Here is a 17,123-nt window from a genome sequence, read left to right as displayed (position 1 = left end):
TCGAAGAGGAGGATGGCGCATATGGAGAGGATCCAGTCAGGAAACGTGGACGCTTCGGGGAAGCCGATGATGGTGGAAGCCAGAGGAGTGAGCAAAAGTTTCCTTCTCGGCTCAGGCCCTTCCCTGGTCCCCGTGGTCCGCGAGGTGGATTTCCGGGCCCGGACGGGGGAATTCGTCTCAATAGTCGGGCCTTCGGGCTCTGGTAAATCCACCCTCCTCTATTGTTTATCAGGCTTGGAAAAACCGACTGGCGGGGACGTCTTCCTACAGGGGATTTCTTTGACCGGGCTGTCCAAACAGAATCTGTCCCGCTTGCGCCGGCACTCGGTCGGTTTCATCTTCCAGGACTATAACCTCATCGACTCTTTGGATGTACAGGCTAACGTCGAGCTTCCTCTCAGGTTCCGCAAACGCTTCGATCGGCAGGGGAGAAAGCTGGTGAAAGAGACCTTGGAGAGACTGGGAATCCAAGGGTTGCGCCGCAATTATCCAGCGGACCTGTCAGGAGGGGAGAGACAGAGGGTAGCCATCGCCCGTGCCATGGTCTCCCGCCCCCAAGTGCTCTTCGTCGACGAGCCGTCCGGGGCCTTGGATTCAGCCAATACCCCGACCGTTTTCGCTCTCTTGCAGGAGATGGCGGCCAGTGGAGTGACCGTCGTTATGGTGACTCACGACTTGGAATTGGCTGCGAGGACCGACAGGGCGGCGGTCCTGCGGGACGGCAGAGTCAGAGGGGTCGTCGACGACCCCAGCGTGTCGCGGATCCTGGGGCTGATGGAAGGCTAAGAGGACTTGGCCGGTCTTCCCATTTCTCCGGCGGTGGGCTAAACTAAGGCGGTAGATGGATATCCCACAAGGACGACAAGGAGGCATCATGGCATACGTCATCGCTGAACCCTGCGTGGATGTGAAGGATAAGGCCTGCGTGGATGAATGCCCGGTCGACTGCATCTACGAAGCCCCCCGCACCCTCTACATCAATCCGAACGAATGCGTGGATTGCGGCGCCTGCGAGCCGGTCTGTCCCACCGAGGCCATCTTCTATGAGGACGATCTTCCCGACGAATGGGTTTGGTACAAGGACGCGGCCGAATCCTTCTTCGCCGAAGTGGGGGACCAGGGCGGGGCCACGGCTTTCGGCCCCATCGACCATGACGAGCCCCGGGTGGCCGCCCTCCCCGTCGACGTGAACGCCGACTAGGAGGTCGCCCTTCTTCAGCCGAGGCCGAACGAAGCCGAGTCCTTCCCATACTTGCGTCGAATCCGATCCAAAGCGGATTCGACTTTTTCATGCTTGACCTTGCTGCCCCCCTGCTCCGCCCGCCGGCCGTTCCCGCTCCCGCTCCCGCTCCTGTTACCGCCGGCATCCTCGATTCCGCTTCCATCATCCGGCCCCAGCAAATCGTCGAAGGACTGCTGATAGGAAGCGTGTTCGGCGTCGGAGAAGTGGGAGGTGCCGATGCCGGCCAGACGGATTTGTTGCGGCAGTCGGGCCTCCTTCCCGGCGGCCGGTTGGCCCATGGACAGGAGCCGGGCCAGGAGCTTCAAGGCCAGGGGGTAAAGCTGACTGGCCGTGTTCATGGGCTCGGCCACGGTCAGGGATTTGGAGATGTGGGAGAGGTCGGCCAAGCGGAGTTTGACCGTCACCGTCCGCGCGTACAGGCCTCGCTCCCGCAAGGTGGTGGCCACCCGGTCGCAGGCCCAACGCAACAGTCCGGCCACGGCCAGCCAACTGTCGGTGTCATGAGGGAAAGTCCTTTCGGCCCCGATGGATTTGTCCGGGGCGTCGACGACCACCTGGTCGGAACCGATTCCGCGGGCGGCCTCATAGAGGTAGCGGGCGTGGGCGGGGGAGCGCAAGGCGGAGGTCAGGTCGGCCAGACTGAGCTGGGAGAGCTGCTTGACGGTCGCGATCCCCCATTTTTCCAAGGCTTTTTGGGTGGAAGGGCCGATCCCCGGGATGGACCGGACCGGCATCATCTGGATGAATTCGGCCTGACGGCCGACAGGGATGAGGAGCATCCCATCCGGCTTGGCGTTGGTGGATGCCAGCTTGGCGATTAGCTTGTTGGAGGCGATGCCGACGGAACAGGTGACCCCCACGCGCTCGCGCACCTCCTGCCGGATCCAGGCGCCGATTTTCCTGGGATCCCCCCATTGGAGCAGGGCGGCGGACACGTCCATGTAGCCTTCGTCGACCGACACCTGTTCGATCTGGTCGGTCACCTGGTGGAAGATGGCGAAGACCTTCCGGCTCATGGAACGATAGTAGGCCATGTCAACGGGCAGGTAGATCCCCTGGGGGCAGAGGCGGCGGGCCTGGGCGACGGCCATGGCCGAATTGACCCCGAAAGCCCTGGCCTCGTAGCTGGCCGCGGAGACGACCGACCTTTGTCCGGTCCCGATGATGACCGGTTTGCCTTTCAACTCGGGATGGCGGACAATCTCGCAGGAGGCGTAGAAGGCGTCCATATCGATATGGAGCATGGAGCAGCCGCGGAAGTCATCGCCCCAACTGTGTTTGGCGGCGGCTAGGCGTGGTGCTGTGCTCATGCTGCCATTGTAAGGCATTCGCCTTCCTTCCGCCTCCGTCCGCGCTGGAAGGACGGTTTTTGTAGGAAGAAGCAAAAAGTGGTCAGAAAGCCTAGATGTATTTTGTAAGTCATTGACAATTTGGTTTGCAAATAAGGGAGTCATTCCCGGAGGCTCGAAGAAATCATTTGTAGAAAAATACAAAAATCTTCAGAAAAGTTTAGAGGCTCCCACAGAGAAATACCCGCCCTCGGCGGAGTAACCTTGGCCCTATGATGCGTCAGGAATTGTCTGCCCTTTTTTGTGAGGACCATATAAGGTCCTTCCACGTCGAACAGGTCGATTCCACCAATGATTTGGCTTATTCCCTTATCTCCCAAGACCAGCGAGAGGGTGAGGAAGGGAATGATCTCTTGGAGTTTTTAGAGGACTCCCCAAAAAATACAATCATGATTCTGGCCGACCGGCAGAGCCGGGGGAAAGGGCGCAACGGCCACACCTGGCTTTCGGACGAGGATGGGTCTTTGACCGTTTCCTACATCGTGTCCGTCCCCTCTTCCCTCCTTCAAGACCAGGCCATGAACTGGCTGACCCCCTTGGCCGGGGTCGCCACCGTCCAGGTCTTGGAAGAGTTCGTGGCGGACAAGCAGGAAAATCAGAAGGATTGCAAAGGGGAAGCCTTCGACCGCCTCCAACTCAAATGGCCCAACGACATCATGCTGCGTGGGGGGAAACTGGGAGGGATCCTCAGCCAGCTGGTTCCAGCCCGCGGCGGCCGCTGCCCCCTCATCATCGGCATCGGTCTTAACCTGTCCATGCCCGATAAGCTTTTGGAAGACCTTTTCGAACTCGGCGCCTTGGCGACCCGGCCTGCCTGCCTGGATTGGCTCATGGAGATCCCCCAAGGCAGCGACCTCCCGGCCTTCCGCCAAACCTTGGCCCTAGCTATCGGCCGCAGCCTTTCGGCCTGGATGGGGGTCTTCAACGCCCATCCCCACGGGACCAGCCGCAGTCTCCACGCCCACCTCGAACGGATGAATTTCCTGGCAGACCGCTATGTGACCGTCACCTTCCCCACCGGGATCTCCCTAGCGGGCAAGGTGAAAGGGATCGAGCCCGACGCCTGCCTGACGGTGGAATTCTCCGATGGCCGCACCCGCCGCATCAGCGTGGGGGATGTGACGGCGATCAGGACCGGTTGGTCCGCCCTCCCCGGGACATCAAGCGCCCCTGGCCCCGATGGCGGCCTGACCGCCTCCGCCGCCGGCAACAATCTTTTCAATCACAGCACCAAGTCCGACAGCGACCCCGGGCGAACGGGGAAGCAGGGGAAGGAAAGCCGATGAAGAAAATCCTGATCGCCAACCGGGCGGAGATTGCCCTGCGCGTCATCCGCACCGCCACAGAGATGGGCATTCCCACCGTCGCCATCTACTCGGAGCCGGACCGGCGCGCCCCCTACGTGGGCAGGGCGGACGAGGCCTATTACCTCCCCGGGGACACCTACAACGAGACCTACCTCAACCAGGAGGCCATCCTGGACATCGCCCGCCGCAGCGGGGCGGACGCCATCCATCCCGGCTACGGCTTCCTGTCGGAATCGGACGAATTCGCCTCCAAGGTCATGGAGGCCGGGATCACCTGGATCGGCCCCAAGCCTGGGGTCTTGGAAGATCTGGGCGATAAGATCAGCGCCCGCCGGGTGGCCCGGGTGGCCCAGGTGCCCCCCGTCCCCGGCATCAGCGATCCGGTGGAGGACCTGCATACCCTTTTGGACTTCGCCACGGAACATGGCTACCCGGTCATGATGAAAAGGACCGACGGAGGCGGAGGCCGGGGAATCACCATTTGCCGGACGGAAGACGAGCTGAGGGCCTTCTACGGGGCCCACGATTCCTTGCAAGGCGGGGATTTGAGCAAATATTTCATCGAGAAATTCGTCCCCCACGCCCGGCATGTGGAAACCCAGTGCGGACGCGACAAGCTGGGCTCCTTCACCGTCTATTCCACCCGCGACTGCTCGGTCCAAAGGCGCAACCAGAAGCTGATCGAAGAGGCCCCCGCCCCCTTCCTCAACGACAAGGTCATCTCCCGTCTGGAGACCTACTCCCGCCGGCTTTTCGACTCGGTCGGCTACGAAGGTCTGGGAACCTGCGAATTCATGGTCACCCCCACCAGCGACGTCTACTTTTTGGAAGTGAACCCCCGCCTGCAGGTGGAACATACGGTCAGCGAGGAGGTCTGCGGGATCGACCTGGTCCGCGAGCAGGTGAACATAGCCGACGGCCTCCCCCTGACCTTGGCCGGCAAGCCCCGGGGGCACAGCTTCGAGCTGCGCATCACCAGCGAAGACCCGGCCAAGAACCTGACCCCTTCGGCCGGGACCATCGAAAGCCTGACCTTCCCGGCCGGCCCGGGGATCCGGATCGACTTCGGGGTGGATAAAGGCAGCGTCATCTCCCCCAAATTCGACTCCATGATGGGCAAGATCATCGTCACCGCCCGCACCCGCCAGGAGGCCATCGCCCGCGTCCTGCGCGCCTTGGATGAATTCCAGGTCACCGGCATCGCCACCCCTTGCGAGCTCTACCGGCAGATCTTCCGGAACCCGGCCTTCGTGGCAGACGACGGGAATTTCACCGTCACCACCCGCTGGTTGGAGAAGGAATACCTTTCCCGCAACGCCGCCTCCTCCAAGGCAGGCCTGCCCCAAAGCCTGACCCAGATGCAGTCCCCCGAGGAGATCTTGGGGAACGTGGCCGCCCAATCCTTCATCATGGAGGTCAACGGCAAGCGGGTCAGGGTCAATGTTCCCGATGATTTCGTGGGACTCCTGGGCGGGGGCAGGTCCCGGGGCCCCCGGCGCCTGCAGCAGCCTTTGCGGGGCAACGGTCTGAGCAGCGCCCAAGAGGGCCAGGGCAAACAGAATTCTTCCATCGCGGCCGGCGGGCAGATCAGCGCCCCCATGCAGGCCGTGGTGACCCGGGTCAACGTGGCCGACGGCCAGAAGGTGGCCAAAGGGGACCTCTTGGTGGTGCTGGAATCCATGAAGATGGAGAACTACGTCTACGCGCCTTTGGCGGGGACCGTCACTGACATCATGGTCGGCCCTTCCGACAGCGTGGACGCCGGCGACCCCCTGGTCACCATCAAGCAGGAGGATCAGGCCCGGCAGGGCGAACATAAGGAGGAAATGACTGAATGACGTCGACAGACATCCCGGCGAAAACCGGGGAACGGAGCCCTCAAGAGGGGGGCGACTCCCAAGGGACCCCGGACGGGTGGGAGCCTCCGGCCTTGCCTGAGGCCTCCTCTTCCATCATCCTTTCCGGCGGCCACCAACCCATCCGGTCGGAGATCGTCCATGCGGCCGCCCTGGCCTCCCAGGCCGAGGAAAAGGCCCGGGACAGGCAGCATCCCAAAGGCAAGTACACGGCCAGGGAGAGGCTGGACCTCCTCTTCGACCCTCAGACCTTCCATGAAATCGGCCGCTTCTCCGGCGGGAAGATCAACCAGGACGTTCCCGGGGCCGCGGTGATCACCGGCTTCGGCCGGATTATGGGACGGACGGTCGGCGTCTACGCCCAGGACTTCTCCGTGCGCGGGGGGACCATGGGCCAGGCCGAAGGGCATAAGATCTGCCACCTGCTGGACATGGCCATGGAGATCAAAGTCCCGGTGGTGGCCATCATCGATTCCGGCGGCGCCCGCATCCAGGAAGGGGTCCAGGCCCTGACCCAGTACGGCCGCATCTTCAGGAAGACCTGCATGGCTTCCGGCCTCATCCCCCAGATCTCCCTGATCCTGGGCCCATGCGCCGGAGGAGCCGTCTACTGCCCGGCCTTGACTGACATCGTCATCATGACCAAAGAGAACTCCTACATGTTCGTCACCGGCCCGGAAGTGGTCAAGGCGGCGACCGGGGAGCATATCTCCATGGCCGACCTGGGCGGAGGCCAGGTGCATAATGAGGTTTCCGGAGTGGCCCATTATCTGGGCGAGAACGAGGCGGACGCCATCGACTACGCCCGCACGGTCCTGTCTTACCTTCCCTCCTCCTGCGATGGACAGCCGCCGCTCTACGCTTATGCGGAAGGGCGCGCGGAAGATATAGCCGCCGAACGGATTGGGCACATCGTCCCGGAGAACGACCGGCAGCCGTACGACATGACCGAAGTGATCCGCTGCATCCTCGATTACGGGGAATTCGTGCCGGTCCATGAGCTTTTCGCCCAGTCGGTCGTGGTCGGCTTCGGCTGCATCCAAGGCCGGTGCATCGGGGTGGTGGCCAACCAGCCCAGCGTGAGGGCCGGCAGTCTGGACGTGGAGTCGTCGGAGAAGGTGGCCCGTTTTGTTCGCCTCTGCGACGCCTTCAACTTGCCTGTGGTCACCTTGGTGGACGTGCCAGGCTACAAGCCGGGCAGCGACCAGGAGCATGCCGGCATCATCCGGCGCGGGGCCAAAGTGATCTACGCCTACGCTTCCGCCCAGGTGCCCCTGATCACCGTCATCCTGCGCAAGGCCTTCGGCGGGGCTTACATCGTCATGGGGTCCAAGGCCATGGGAGCGGACATCAACCTGGCCTGGCCCAACGCTCAGATCGCCGTCTTGGGGGCCCAAGGGGCCGTCAACATCATCCACCGCAAACAGCTGCGCAAGGCCAAGGACGATGGGCAGGACGTGGACGCCTTGCGGGCCAGCCTGGTCAAGGAGTACGAAGAGACCACGGTCAACGCCAATCTTTCCTTGGAAATCGGGCAGATCGACAGCATGATCGACCCCGAAGACACCCGTGATTCCATCGCCCAGGCCTTGGAACTGCTCAAAGACAAGAAACCTCTGCCGACCATGGACAGGAGGCACGATAACCAGCCACTGTAAGAGGGCGGCCCTCGCGGAAGCGGTCGGGCAGGCCCAATAAGCGATCAAGCGATTAATTGATCAAATAATCAATTGTCCAATCGATCAATCGGAAAACCAGAAACCAAAACAAAAACACGAAACCGAAACAAAGAACCCCAAAGGCCCACCGCCAGAACGGTGGACATCCGTCATAAGAGACAAGGACATTTATGGAACAGTCATTCTTCTCAGCCGCGCAAAAGCAGCCGCACGCCCTCCTTTTCGCAGGGCAGTCCACCCCGTGGACCCAGGTCCTTCAGGAAGTCGGCGATAACGCCGAACTCATGGACGCCCTGCGTTCCTACGACCAGGAGGCCGAGCGCCTCCTGCGGCCCGTGGCCACCCAGCTGCTGACCGTCTACGGCAAGAAGCTGGACCTCTTCTCTTACGCCAGCGCTCAGCCGGTGCTGGGGAAGGCCAAATACGCCGAAGCTAGCGTGCCCGGGGTCGTCCTGGCCCAAATCGCCGCCCTCGAGGACGCCCGCAACCTGGGGATGCCTTTCGCCGCTGACACATTCGTGGCTTACGCCGGCCATTCCCAAGGCCTTCTGTCCATCGACGCAGCCGGGGTCCTGGTCGACGCCGCAGCGGGGGTCATCAATCAAGAAGAGGCCACGAGACGGATGGGCCTGATTCTGGCCATCGCCCGCCTGATCGGGGCGGCTGGCAGCCAGGTCTCCGCCCGCCAGGGAATCGTCCCCGAAACCGCCGCTTCCCCCATGCTGGCCATCAAAGGCGCCACCCGCGAACAGATCGAGGCCTTGATCTCCCGCATTCCCCAGCCCCTGGGTCCGGTGGCCATCGGGGTCAAGAACGCGCGCGACAATTACGTGGTCTCCGGCTTCCCCCAAGATCTGCGCAAGCTGGAAGCCTGCATGGGGCAGGAACACAAGCATCAGGCCAAGCTTCGCGAACAGAAGGTCCGGGGTGGCAGCGTCTTCGATCCCACGGCCGAATATCTGGAAGTCTCCATCCCCTTCCACTCCTCCCTCTTGCGGGATGCCGTGGACTTGGTCCAGGAGTGGGCCCGTCAATGCGGTCTGGATTCCGACCTGGCCGGCAACCTGGCTCAGGCGGTCCTGGTGGATCAGGTGGACTGGGACGCCCAGATCAAGGACATCCTTCAGAACCATGAGGATTGGCGGAAAGAGCGGGGCCTGAACAAGGATTCGGCCGACTGTGCCCTCTGGTTCCTGGATTTCGGTCCCGGCGCGACCGCGGAGAAGTTGACCAAGGCTTTGGTGGAAGGAACCGGCTGCGGCCTGGTCTCCGCCTCCACCGCCAAGAAGCGTCTGGACCTGGCCACTCCCGGCATCTCGTATAAGCCTTTGGGAAACTGGTCCCGCTTCGCCCCCCACATCGTGCACACTCCGGCCGGAGACAAGGTGAGCACGGCCTTCACCCGCCTGACCGGTCGCTCCACCATCATGGTTCCCGGCATGACCCCCACCACGGTGGAGGCCGACCTTCCGGCGGCTGCCGCCAACGCCGGCTACTGGGCTGAATTGGCCGGCGGCGGCCAGGTGACCGAAGAGGTCTTCGACTCCAATGTGGCCCATCTGAAGGAGCTCCTCAAAGAAGGCGCTTCCGTGGAGTTCAACGCCATGTTCATGGACCGCTACCTGTGGAACCTGCAGTTTGGCGGCAAGCGCATCGTCTCCAAGGCCCGCGTGTCCGGCGCCCCCATCGACGGGGTGGTCATCTCCGCCGGCATCCCCGAGCTGGATGAAGCCCAGAAGCTGATCGAACAGCTTCATTCCGACGGCTTCCCCTATGTGGTCTTCAAGCCCGGCACCGTCTCCCAGATCAGGCAGGTCCTGCAGATCGCCAAGCAGACGGCCGGCACCACCATCATCATGGAAGTGGAAGGCGGCTCCGCTGGAGGCCATCACTCCTGGGAGAGCCTTGACGACCTGCTGGTCAACACCTATGCGGAAATCCGCAATCAGGAGAACGTGATCCTGACCGTGGGCGGCGGCATCGGCACCCCGGAAAGGGCCGCCGACTATGTGTCCGGCCAGTGGTCCAACCGCTACGGCCTGCCTGTCATGCCAGTGGACGCCGTCATGGTGGGAACCGCTTTGATGACCGCCAAGGAAGCCCATACCAGCCCTCAGGTCAAGAAGCTCCTGGTGGAAACCCCTGGCATCACCGAGTTCTCCAAGAACGACGACCCCTTCGCCCCTCTGGGCGAAAGCTGGGTCCCCTCCGGCGGCCAGGTAGGCGGCATGTCTTCCGGCCTCAGCCATTTGCATGCCGATATCTACGAGATCGAGAACTCTTCGGCCAAGGCCGGTCGGCTCATGGTCTATTTGGAGAAGCATCCTGACGAGCTTCCCCAGCGCCGGCAGGAAGTGATCGACTCCCTGGCCCTGACCGCCAAACCCTACTTCGGCGACCTGGCTTCCATGACCTACGCCCAGTGGGCCCAGCGTTTCGTGGAGCTGACCTATCCCTGGGCCGACTACACCTTCGGCCTGCGTTTCCTCCACCTGCTGCATAGGATCGAGGCCCGTCTGAACCCTGCCGACAAGGGCGAGTTCACTTCCGTCTTCTCCGATTCGGCCGTGCAGGAAGACCCTCAGGCGGCTTTGGACCTCTTGATCTCCGCCTATCCTCAGGCCGAGACCACCGCCGTCTCCGCCACGGATGCGGCCTGGTTCCCTCAGCTGTCCCGGGAATACCCCAAGCCTTTGCCTTTCGTCCCCGTGATTGACGGCGACCTCCTGCGTTGGTGGGGTCGTGACCAGCTCTGGCAGTCGGAGGATGACCGCTACAGCGCCGATTCCGTCCGCGTGATCCCCGGACCCCTGTCCGTGGGCGGCATCACCACCATGGATGAGCCCGTGGTCGATATCCTGGCCCGGTTCGATGCTGCCGTCACTCGGCGCGTGGCTGAGCTCGACCAGGCCGACGCCTATGAGCAGCGGCTGGAATACAGCGTCCAGGGCGATTGCCAGGACGACGAGGACTTCATCCGCCGTTCGCCTTCCATCTCCTGGGTGGGTCATGTCATGGACAACCCGGCCTTCGGCAGCCACAAGGGCGATCAGGTCTATCAGCTCGTCCATCAAGGGCGGGAAGGGTCTCATGATCTTTTCGACCTGGACATCCATCTGGATACCTTCTGGGATGATCAGCAGGAGGGGGGCTACTCGGCCCTGGCTCCTCACGCCGTCCGTCATATCGCGATTCCGCTCAGCCTGGACAGGGACCATCCTTTCCTCATCCCCGTGGTTGACGCCTCCCGCTTGAAGAAGCACATTTATGACCTCCTGGCCGGTACCGCCGGCATGGGCAATACGGCCATCACCGGCGACCGGCTGGTAGACATGCCCCAAGTGGATCCTTTTTCCGTCGATCAGGCCTATCCTTTCGGCCTCGCCCATGCCACTTACACGTTGAGCGATAACCTGGGATTCGATCATGAAAGCGTGACCGCCGGCCACCTGCCTCAGTCCCTGCGGCCTTCCGCCATCGTCCCCGACGCGCTGGTGGGCCCGGCTTGGCCGGCCATCTATACCGCCTTGGGATCCGTATACTCTGGCCAGACCCCGATCATCGAAGGTCTGCTGAACGCCGTCCATCTGGACCATTCCATCGAGCTCTTGGTGGATGAAGCCCGGCTCCAGTCCTACTACGGGCAGACCGTCTCCTTGACCTCCTGGGCCGAGGACTACGCCGAATCTTCCGCTGGACGCGTGGTGACCATCCATGTGGAGCATGTGGCCTCCGATGGGACTCCTTTGGCCCACGAAACCGAGCGTTTCGCCATCCGCGGCCGCGTCTATTCTTCTCAGCTGCCGACCGAGGCCCCTGACTTCGGCGGGCATCAGGCCGAAGTCCGCGATACCGCCCGCCGCCTTTTGCGCAAGGTGACGGTGACCGCCCCGGATAACATGACCGCTTTCGCCCGGGTTTCCGGCGATTTCAACCCCATTCACACCTCTGAGCGAGCCGCCCGGGTCTCCGGTCTGACGGCCCCTCTGGTGCACGGCATGTGGCTGTCCGCCACCGCCCAGCATGTGGCCCAAGCAATCGACGTCAAAGGCGCCCATTATGAGCTGGAAGGCTGGACCTATTTCATGTACGGCATGGTCCAACTGGGCGACCAGGTGGAAATCAGCGTGGAACGCGTGGGCAAGGCCACTGACGGCGGTCTGGTCCTGGAAGTGACCTGCCGGGTGGGCAGGGAAGTGGTCTCCAAGGCCTCCGCCATCTGCCGCCAGCCCGTTTCCGCCTATGTCTTCCCCGGCCAGGGCATTCAGAAGCAAGGCATGACTTTGGACGAGCGGACCTCGTCCCCGGCCGCCCGCCTGGTCTGGGAGCGGGCCGACAAGGTTACCCGGGAGAAGCTGGGCTTCTCCATCTTGGCCGTCGTCCGCGATAACCCTCGTGAACTGACCGCCAACGGGGTCACTTACCGGCATCCGGAAGGTCTGCTCAACCTGACCCAGTTCACACAGGTGGCTTTGGCGACCGTGGCCCAGGCCCAGATGGCCCGGCTGCGCGAGGCCGGCATGACCTTCGAACCAGCCTACTTCGCCGGTCATTCCCTGGGTGAGTACAACGCTCTGTCTGCCTTCGCCCAGATCATCCCTCTGGAAACGGAGCTGGTCCTGGTCTTCCACCGCGGATCCACCATGCATCACCTGATCGACCGCGATGCCAAGGGCCGGTCCAACTACCGGATGGGGGCCTTGAGACCCAACCAGTTCGGGGTGGATGACGCCCACGTCAAGGCCTACATCGAGCAGGTAAGCGAGGAGTCCGGCGAATTCCTGCAGATCGTCAACTACAATCTGGCAGGAGCCCAGTACGCCATCGCCGGCACCATCGCCGGTTTGAAGGCTTTGGATAAGGACGCCTCCCGTCGGGCCCGCGAAGCCGGCGGCAAGAAGCCCTTCATGCTGGTTCCCGGAATCGACGTCCCCTTCCACTCGGTCCTCTTGCGCAAGGGGGTCCCCGAGTTCCGCCAGAAGCTGGATACTTTGCTCCCCCAGGAGATCGATTACTCCCGCCTGGTGGATCGCTACATCCCCAACCTGGTGGCCCGGCCTTTCGAGATGACCCGGGACTTCGCCCGCTCCATCCTGGAAGTCGTGCCTTCCGAGCCTCTGGCCGCAGTGGTGAACGACGACCAGGCCTGGGCCGAGTATGCCGCCGACGAGCAGAAGCTGGGCCGCTTGCTCCTGGTTGAGCTCCTCTGCTGGCAGTTCGCTTCCCCCGTCCGTTGGATCGAGACCCAGGACCTGCTCTTCCGCTCTCAGGAAGACGATGGTCTGGCCGTGGAGAACTATGTGGAAGTCGGCCTGGGCAATTCGCCTACATTGGCCAATCTGGGTACCAAGACCTTGATGCTGCCGCAGTTCGCTGATCGACAGGTGAACGTCTTTAACGTGGGCCGGGATGAAGCCCGCGTCTACATGACCGATTCCGATCCTGATTCCCTGGTTCCTCAGACTGATGAGGATGAGCTTGAGGAAGAGGAGGCTCCTGCTCAGGCTGCCGCGGCCCCATCCTCTCCGGTGGCTGCTGCGACCCCGGCTCCCGCTCAAGCTCAGGCTCCTACCGCTCCTGCGGCTGCGGTCCCGGCGACCGAATCGGCCCCTGCCGCCGACATCACCTTCACCGCCTGGGATGGGATCAAGACCTTGATCGCTTACTCGGCCAAGATCCGTCCTGATCAAATCGGCTCCGCCGATACCACTGACACCCTGACCAACGGCGTCTCCTCCCGCCGCAACCAGCTCCTGATGGATATGAGCTCCGAACTGGCCGTGCCTTCCATCGAAGGCGCGGCCGAAGCCCCCGTCAGTGCTCTGCAGGCCGCAGTCGTCAAGGCCGCTCCTCGTTACAAGGCCTTCGGACCGGTTCTGTCGGAAGCCATCCGCGAACGTCTGCATCAGCTCTTCGGCTCCGCCGGCGTCAAGCAGGCCCGCATCGCCCGAAGGTTGAACGAGGCTTGGGGCCTGTCGGAAGGTTGGGCTGCGGCCGTCACCGCCGAACTCCTTTTGGCCACCCGTGAAGGCGCCAGCACCCGGGGAGGGGACCTGGCCGCCCTGCCTACCGAAGCCGTTTCCAACGCCGCCGACGCGGACGCTTTGATTGACCAGGCCGTGCAGGCCGTGGCCTCGGATAGGGGAGTGACCGTCTCCTTGCAATCCGCCCAGTCCGCCGGCTCCGGAGCCATGGTGGATTCCGCCGCTTTGAAGGAATTCGCTTCCGGCATCACCGGGGAAGATGGTCTTTTGGCCTCCACCGCCCGCTACCTGCTGGATAAACTGGGCTTGACCGCAAACCAGCAGGCCGGTGACTCCGAAGAGGATGAATCCGCCGCCGTCGTGGAAGCCGTCACCGCCGAGCTGGGAGCTTCCTGGCCCAAGCAGGTGGAGCCCCGCTTCGATGAGCGCAAGGCCATTCTGCTGGATGACCGTTGGGCCAGCGCTCGCGAGGACCTGGCCCGCATCTTCTATCAGCAGGAAGACGCCGACCAGGTGTCCGCCGCCAACTTCGCCGGTGCCGGCCAGGCTGTGGCCCGACAGGCCGCTTGGTACGCCCAGAAGGCTAACGAATCGGGCAAGAAGGAGATGGCCGATCTCTTCTCCGCCATCGCCGCCCAGGCCCAGGAAACCCAGCAGAATCCTTCTGATTCGCAGGATTCCGAGGATTCCCAGGCCTTCGCCTTTGCCAAGGACGTGGCTTTAGTCACAGGTGTCTCCGCCAAATCCATCGCCGGACAAGTCGTGGCCGGACTGCTGAGGAAGGGGGCCACCGTCGTGGCCACCAGCCATTCCTTCAGCACCGCCTTCATCCAGTGGGCCAAGCAGGTTTACCGGCAGAACGCGTCCGGCTCCGCCAAACTCTGGATCGTTCCCGCCAACCTTTCCAGCTACAGGGACGTGGACGCCCTCGCCTCCTGGATCGGTTCCGAGCAGAAGGAGACCCATGTGGCCGATACCACGGTGATCAAGCCCGCCTACCAGCCCACCCTCCTTTACCCCTTCGCCGCTCCTTCCATGCACGGCACCCTCGCCGATTCGGGCCAGCTCTTCGAGTCCCAGGCCCGCCTCATGCTCTGGGGTCTGGAACGCCTGATCGCCAAGCTGGGGCCCCTGGACACCGACACGGATGTGGATCATCAGCTCCATGTGATCCTGCCGGGGTCTCCCAACAGGGGCACCTTGGGCGGGGACGGCGCTTACGGCGAGATCAAGAGCGCTCTGGACGCCATCATCAACCGGTCCCGGGTGGAGAAGGATTGGTCCTCCAATGTCACCTTCGCCCATCCGCGGATCGGCTGGGTGCGAGGCACCGGCCTCATGGGCGGTAACGATCCTCTGGTCGCAGCCGTTGAAAAGCATGGGGTCCGGACCTTCAGCACCGAAGAGATCTCCCAGAAGCTGCTGGATTTGGCTTCCGAACAGTCCCGCCAGGAGGCCCGCAAGGCCCCGCTGGATGTGGACCTGACCGGAGGCATGGGGTCCGTCAGTCTGGACATGGCCGCTTTGAAGCAGGAAGCCGAAGAGATGGCTGCGGAGACTCAGACTGATGCCGCCTCTTCTGCTGCAGCTTCCGCCGCCTCCGCCGATCCCCAGGCTTCTCAGACTTCCGACCAGTCCCTGATCAAGGCTCTGCCGACCTTGCATCAAGCGGCCCAGGCCCAGGATGACCTTTCCCAGTGGCAAGGCGTGACCGCCCGTCCGGAAGACCAGATCGTCATCGTCTCCATCGGCGAGTTGGGCGTCTGGGGCTCCGGCCGTACCCGCTGCCTGGCTGAGCGGGGCATCCATCCTGATGGACAGGTGGATCTGAACGCCGAAGGCGTAATCGAGCTAGCTTGGAACATGGGCCTGATCTCATGGCAGGATTCCCCTGAACCCGGCTGGGTGGATCAGGAAGGGAACCTGGTTCCCGAGTCGGACATCTATGACCGATTCCATGACGAAGTCGTGGCCCGCTCCGGCCTGCGGCCTTTCGACGACGGCATGGGGGCCGATTATCTGCATGGGACCGATGAGAAGGCCGCCGAGGTCTTCCTGGACCATGACATCACCTTCTCCGTCGCTTCCGAAGCCGAAGCCAAGGAATATCTGGACGCCGACCCCGACCATACCCGTCTGCGGCATGACGCCGAGAACGGTGAGTGGCTGGTCACCCGGACCAGCGGGGCTTCCGCCCATGTGCCTCGTCGGGCCGTCATGAGCCGGACCGTCGGCGGGCAGTTCCCTCAGGGCTTCGATCCTCAGCGCTGGGGCATCCCCGCTTCCATGGTTGATTCGGTCGATCCCATCGCCTTGTGGAACATCGTCACCACGGTGGACGCCTTCCTCTCCGCTGGTTTCAGCCCAGCCGAGCTCCTGAAGTCCATCCACCCCTCCAAGCTGGCCTCCACTCAGGGAACCGGCTTCGGCGGCATGCATTCCATGCGTCAGCTTTACGTGGACCGTTTCCTCAACAAGCCTTATCCTACCGACATCCTGCAAGAGGCCTTGCCGAACGTGGTGGCCGCCCATGTGATGCAGTCCTACGTCGGCGGTTACGGCAACATGATCCAGCCCGTCTCCGCCTGCGCTACGGCGGCTGTCTCCCTGGAGGAAGGCGTCGACAAGATCAAGCTGGGTAAGGCTGACTTCGTGGTCACCGGCGCCATCGATGACATCGGCGTGGAATCGGTCAATGGCTTCGGCGATATGAACGCCACCGCTAATTCCGAAGAGATGTACGCCAAGGGCTTGTCCGACCGCTTCTTCTCCCGGGCTAACGACCGCCGTCGCGGCGGCTTCCTGGAGGCTCAAGGCGGCGGCACCATCCTGGTGACCCGAGGCGATCTGGCCTATAAGCTGGGTCTGCCTGTGGCCGCTGTGGTGGCTTACGCCAACTCCTTCGCCGATGGGGCCCATACCTCCATCCCGGCTCCCGGCTTGGGCGCTCTGGCCGCTGCATGCGGTGGCAAGGATTCGGCCTTGGCCCGCGATCTGGCCCGCTTGGGCCTGACCACCGATGACATCGCCGTGGTCTCCAAGCATGACACCTCCACCAACGCCAACGACCCCAACGAGTCCGAGCTGCATAACAGCCTCCAGCACGCTTTGGGCCGCGCGGATGGCAACCCGCTGTACGTGATCTCCCAGAAGACGATCACTGGCCATGCCAAGGGCGGGGCCGCCATCTTCCAGGTCAATGGCCTGACTCAGGTCTTCGCCTCCGGCCTCATCCCGGCCAATGCTTCTTTGGATTGCGTTGACCCCAAGCTGGCCGGTGACGACTTCATGGTCTGGTTGCGCAAGCCTTTGGATCTGGCCTCTCAAGGCAAGACCATTCGGGCCGGTTTGGTCACCTCCCTGGGCTTCGGCCACGTCTCCGGCCTGGTCGCTCTGGCTCACCCGGCTGCTTTCGAAGCAGCCATCCTGGCCGCCTATGGGCAGGAGGGCCTGGATCAGTGGCTGAGCCGTGCCAACGCCCGTCTGGCCGCTGGGCAGCGCCGCTTCCAGGAAGCCATGCTCGGCCACGCCGACCTCTACACTCCGGTTGATAACCGCCGTTTCCATGAGGATGGCCGTGGTTATGATTCCCACGAAGTGGAGAAGGCCATGTTGCTCAATCCTGACGCCCGCTTGGGTGAGGACGGCTATTACGCCGCCTAAGAATTGAAAAATCAGCGGGGCATCCGGCCGATTTATTCGGTC

General features: G+C 62.9%; 7 protein-coding genes. 6 read left to right on the top strand and 1 reads right to left on the bottom strand.

The annotated features are described in order from the left end of the window. Positions 1-12 precede the first annotated feature (12 nt). Positions 13-786, top strand: a complete 774-nt coding sequence (locus tag PSDT_RS06260) for an ABC transporter ATP-binding protein (RefSeq protein ID WP_006290170.1) — start codon at positions 13-15, stop codon at positions 784-786. A gap of 88 nt (positions 787-874) precedes the next feature. Next, a complete protein-coding gene (gene fdxA / locus PSDT_RS06255; RefSeq protein WP_006288781.1) occupies positions 875-1,201 on the top strand; it encodes a ferredoxin in 327 nt (108 codons plus the stop codon). 14 nt (positions 1,202-1,215) lie between these two features. Here fdxA and dinB read toward each other — a convergent pair whose 3' ends face one another. Further along, positions 1,216-2,553: a DNA polymerase IV gene (gene dinB / locus PSDT_RS06250; protein WP_006288782.1), complete on the bottom strand. Its 1,338-nt coding sequence runs from the start codon at positions 2,551-2,553 to the stop codon at positions 1,216-1,218. Positions 2,554-2,804: 251 nt separating this feature from the next. Between dinB and PSDT_RS06245 the strand changes: the two genes are divergently transcribed. The 4 genes from PSDT_RS06245 (at position 2,805) to PSDT_RS06230 (ending at position 17,081) form a co-directional block, all read left to right on the top strand. Then, positions 2,805-3,878, top strand: a complete 1,074-nt coding sequence (locus PSDT_RS06245) for a biotin--[acetyl-CoA-carboxylase] ligase (RefSeq protein ID WP_006290173.1) — start codon at positions 2,805-2,807, stop codon at positions 3,876-3,878. Continuing rightward, complete coding sequence (locus PSDT_RS06240) at positions 3,875-5,737, top strand: acetyl/propionyl/methylcrotonyl-CoA carboxylase subunit alpha (RefSeq protein ID WP_006288784.1); 1,863 nt, start codon at positions 3,875-3,877, stop codon at positions 5,735-5,737. Before PSDT_RS06245 ends, PSDT_RS06240 begins: the two co-directional genes overlap by 4 nt. Continuing rightward, the gene (locus tag PSDT_RS06235) at positions 5,734-7,413 is read left to right on the top strand and encodes an acyl-CoA carboxylase subunit beta (protein WP_006288785.1); all 1,680 of its coding nucleotides are present in this window, start codon (positions 5,734-5,736) and stop codon (positions 7,411-7,413) included. The genes PSDT_RS06240 and PSDT_RS06235 overlap by 4 nt, the downstream gene beginning before the upstream one ends. A 191-nt stretch (positions 7,414-7,604) precedes the next feature. Then, on the top strand, positions 7,605-17,081 hold the full coding sequence (locus PSDT_RS06230) for a type I polyketide synthase (protein WP_006288786.1): 9,477 nt from the start codon (positions 7,605-7,607) through the stop codon (positions 17,079-17,081). Positions 17,082-17,123 lie beyond the last annotated feature (42 nt).

The sequence above is a fragment of the Parascardovia denticolens DSM 10105 = JCM 12538 genome (genome assembly GCF_001042675.1).
In the GTDB taxonomy this organism is placed as follows: domain Bacteria; phylum Actinomycetota; class Actinomycetes; order Actinomycetales; family Bifidobacteriaceae; genus Scardovia; species Scardovia denticolens.
This window is presented reverse-complemented; position numbering and strand designations above follow the sequence as displayed.

Bases quoted from the DNA above. Each gene is read 5' to 3' on its own strand.
- PSDT_RS06260 (WP_006290170.1), top strand. From the start codon at position 13: ATGGCGCATATGGAGAGGATCCAGTCAGGAAACGTGGACGCTTCGGGG.
- PSDT_RS06230 (WP_006288786.1), top strand. From the start codon at position 7,605: ATGGAACAGTCATTCTTCTCAGCCGCGCAAAAGCAGCCGCACGCCCTC.
- PSDT_RS06245 (WP_006290173.1), top strand. From the start codon at position 2,805: ATGATGCGTCAGGAATTGTCTGCCCTTTTTTGTGAGGACCATATAAGG.
- PSDT_RS06235 (WP_006288785.1), top strand. From the start codon at position 5,734: ATGACGTCGACAGACATCCCGGCGAAAACCGGGGAACGGAGCCCTCAA.
- PSDT_RS06240 (WP_006288784.1), top strand. From the start codon at position 3,875: ATGAAGAAAATCCTGATCGCCAACCGGGCGGAGATTGCCCTGCGCGTC.
- fdxA (WP_006288781.1), top strand. From the start codon at position 875: ATGGCATACGTCATCGCTGAACCCTGCGTGGATGTGAAGGATAAGGCC.
- dinB (WP_006288782.1), bottom strand. From the start codon at position 2,553: ATGAGCACAGCACCACGCCTAGCCGCCGCCAAACACAGTTGGGGCGAT.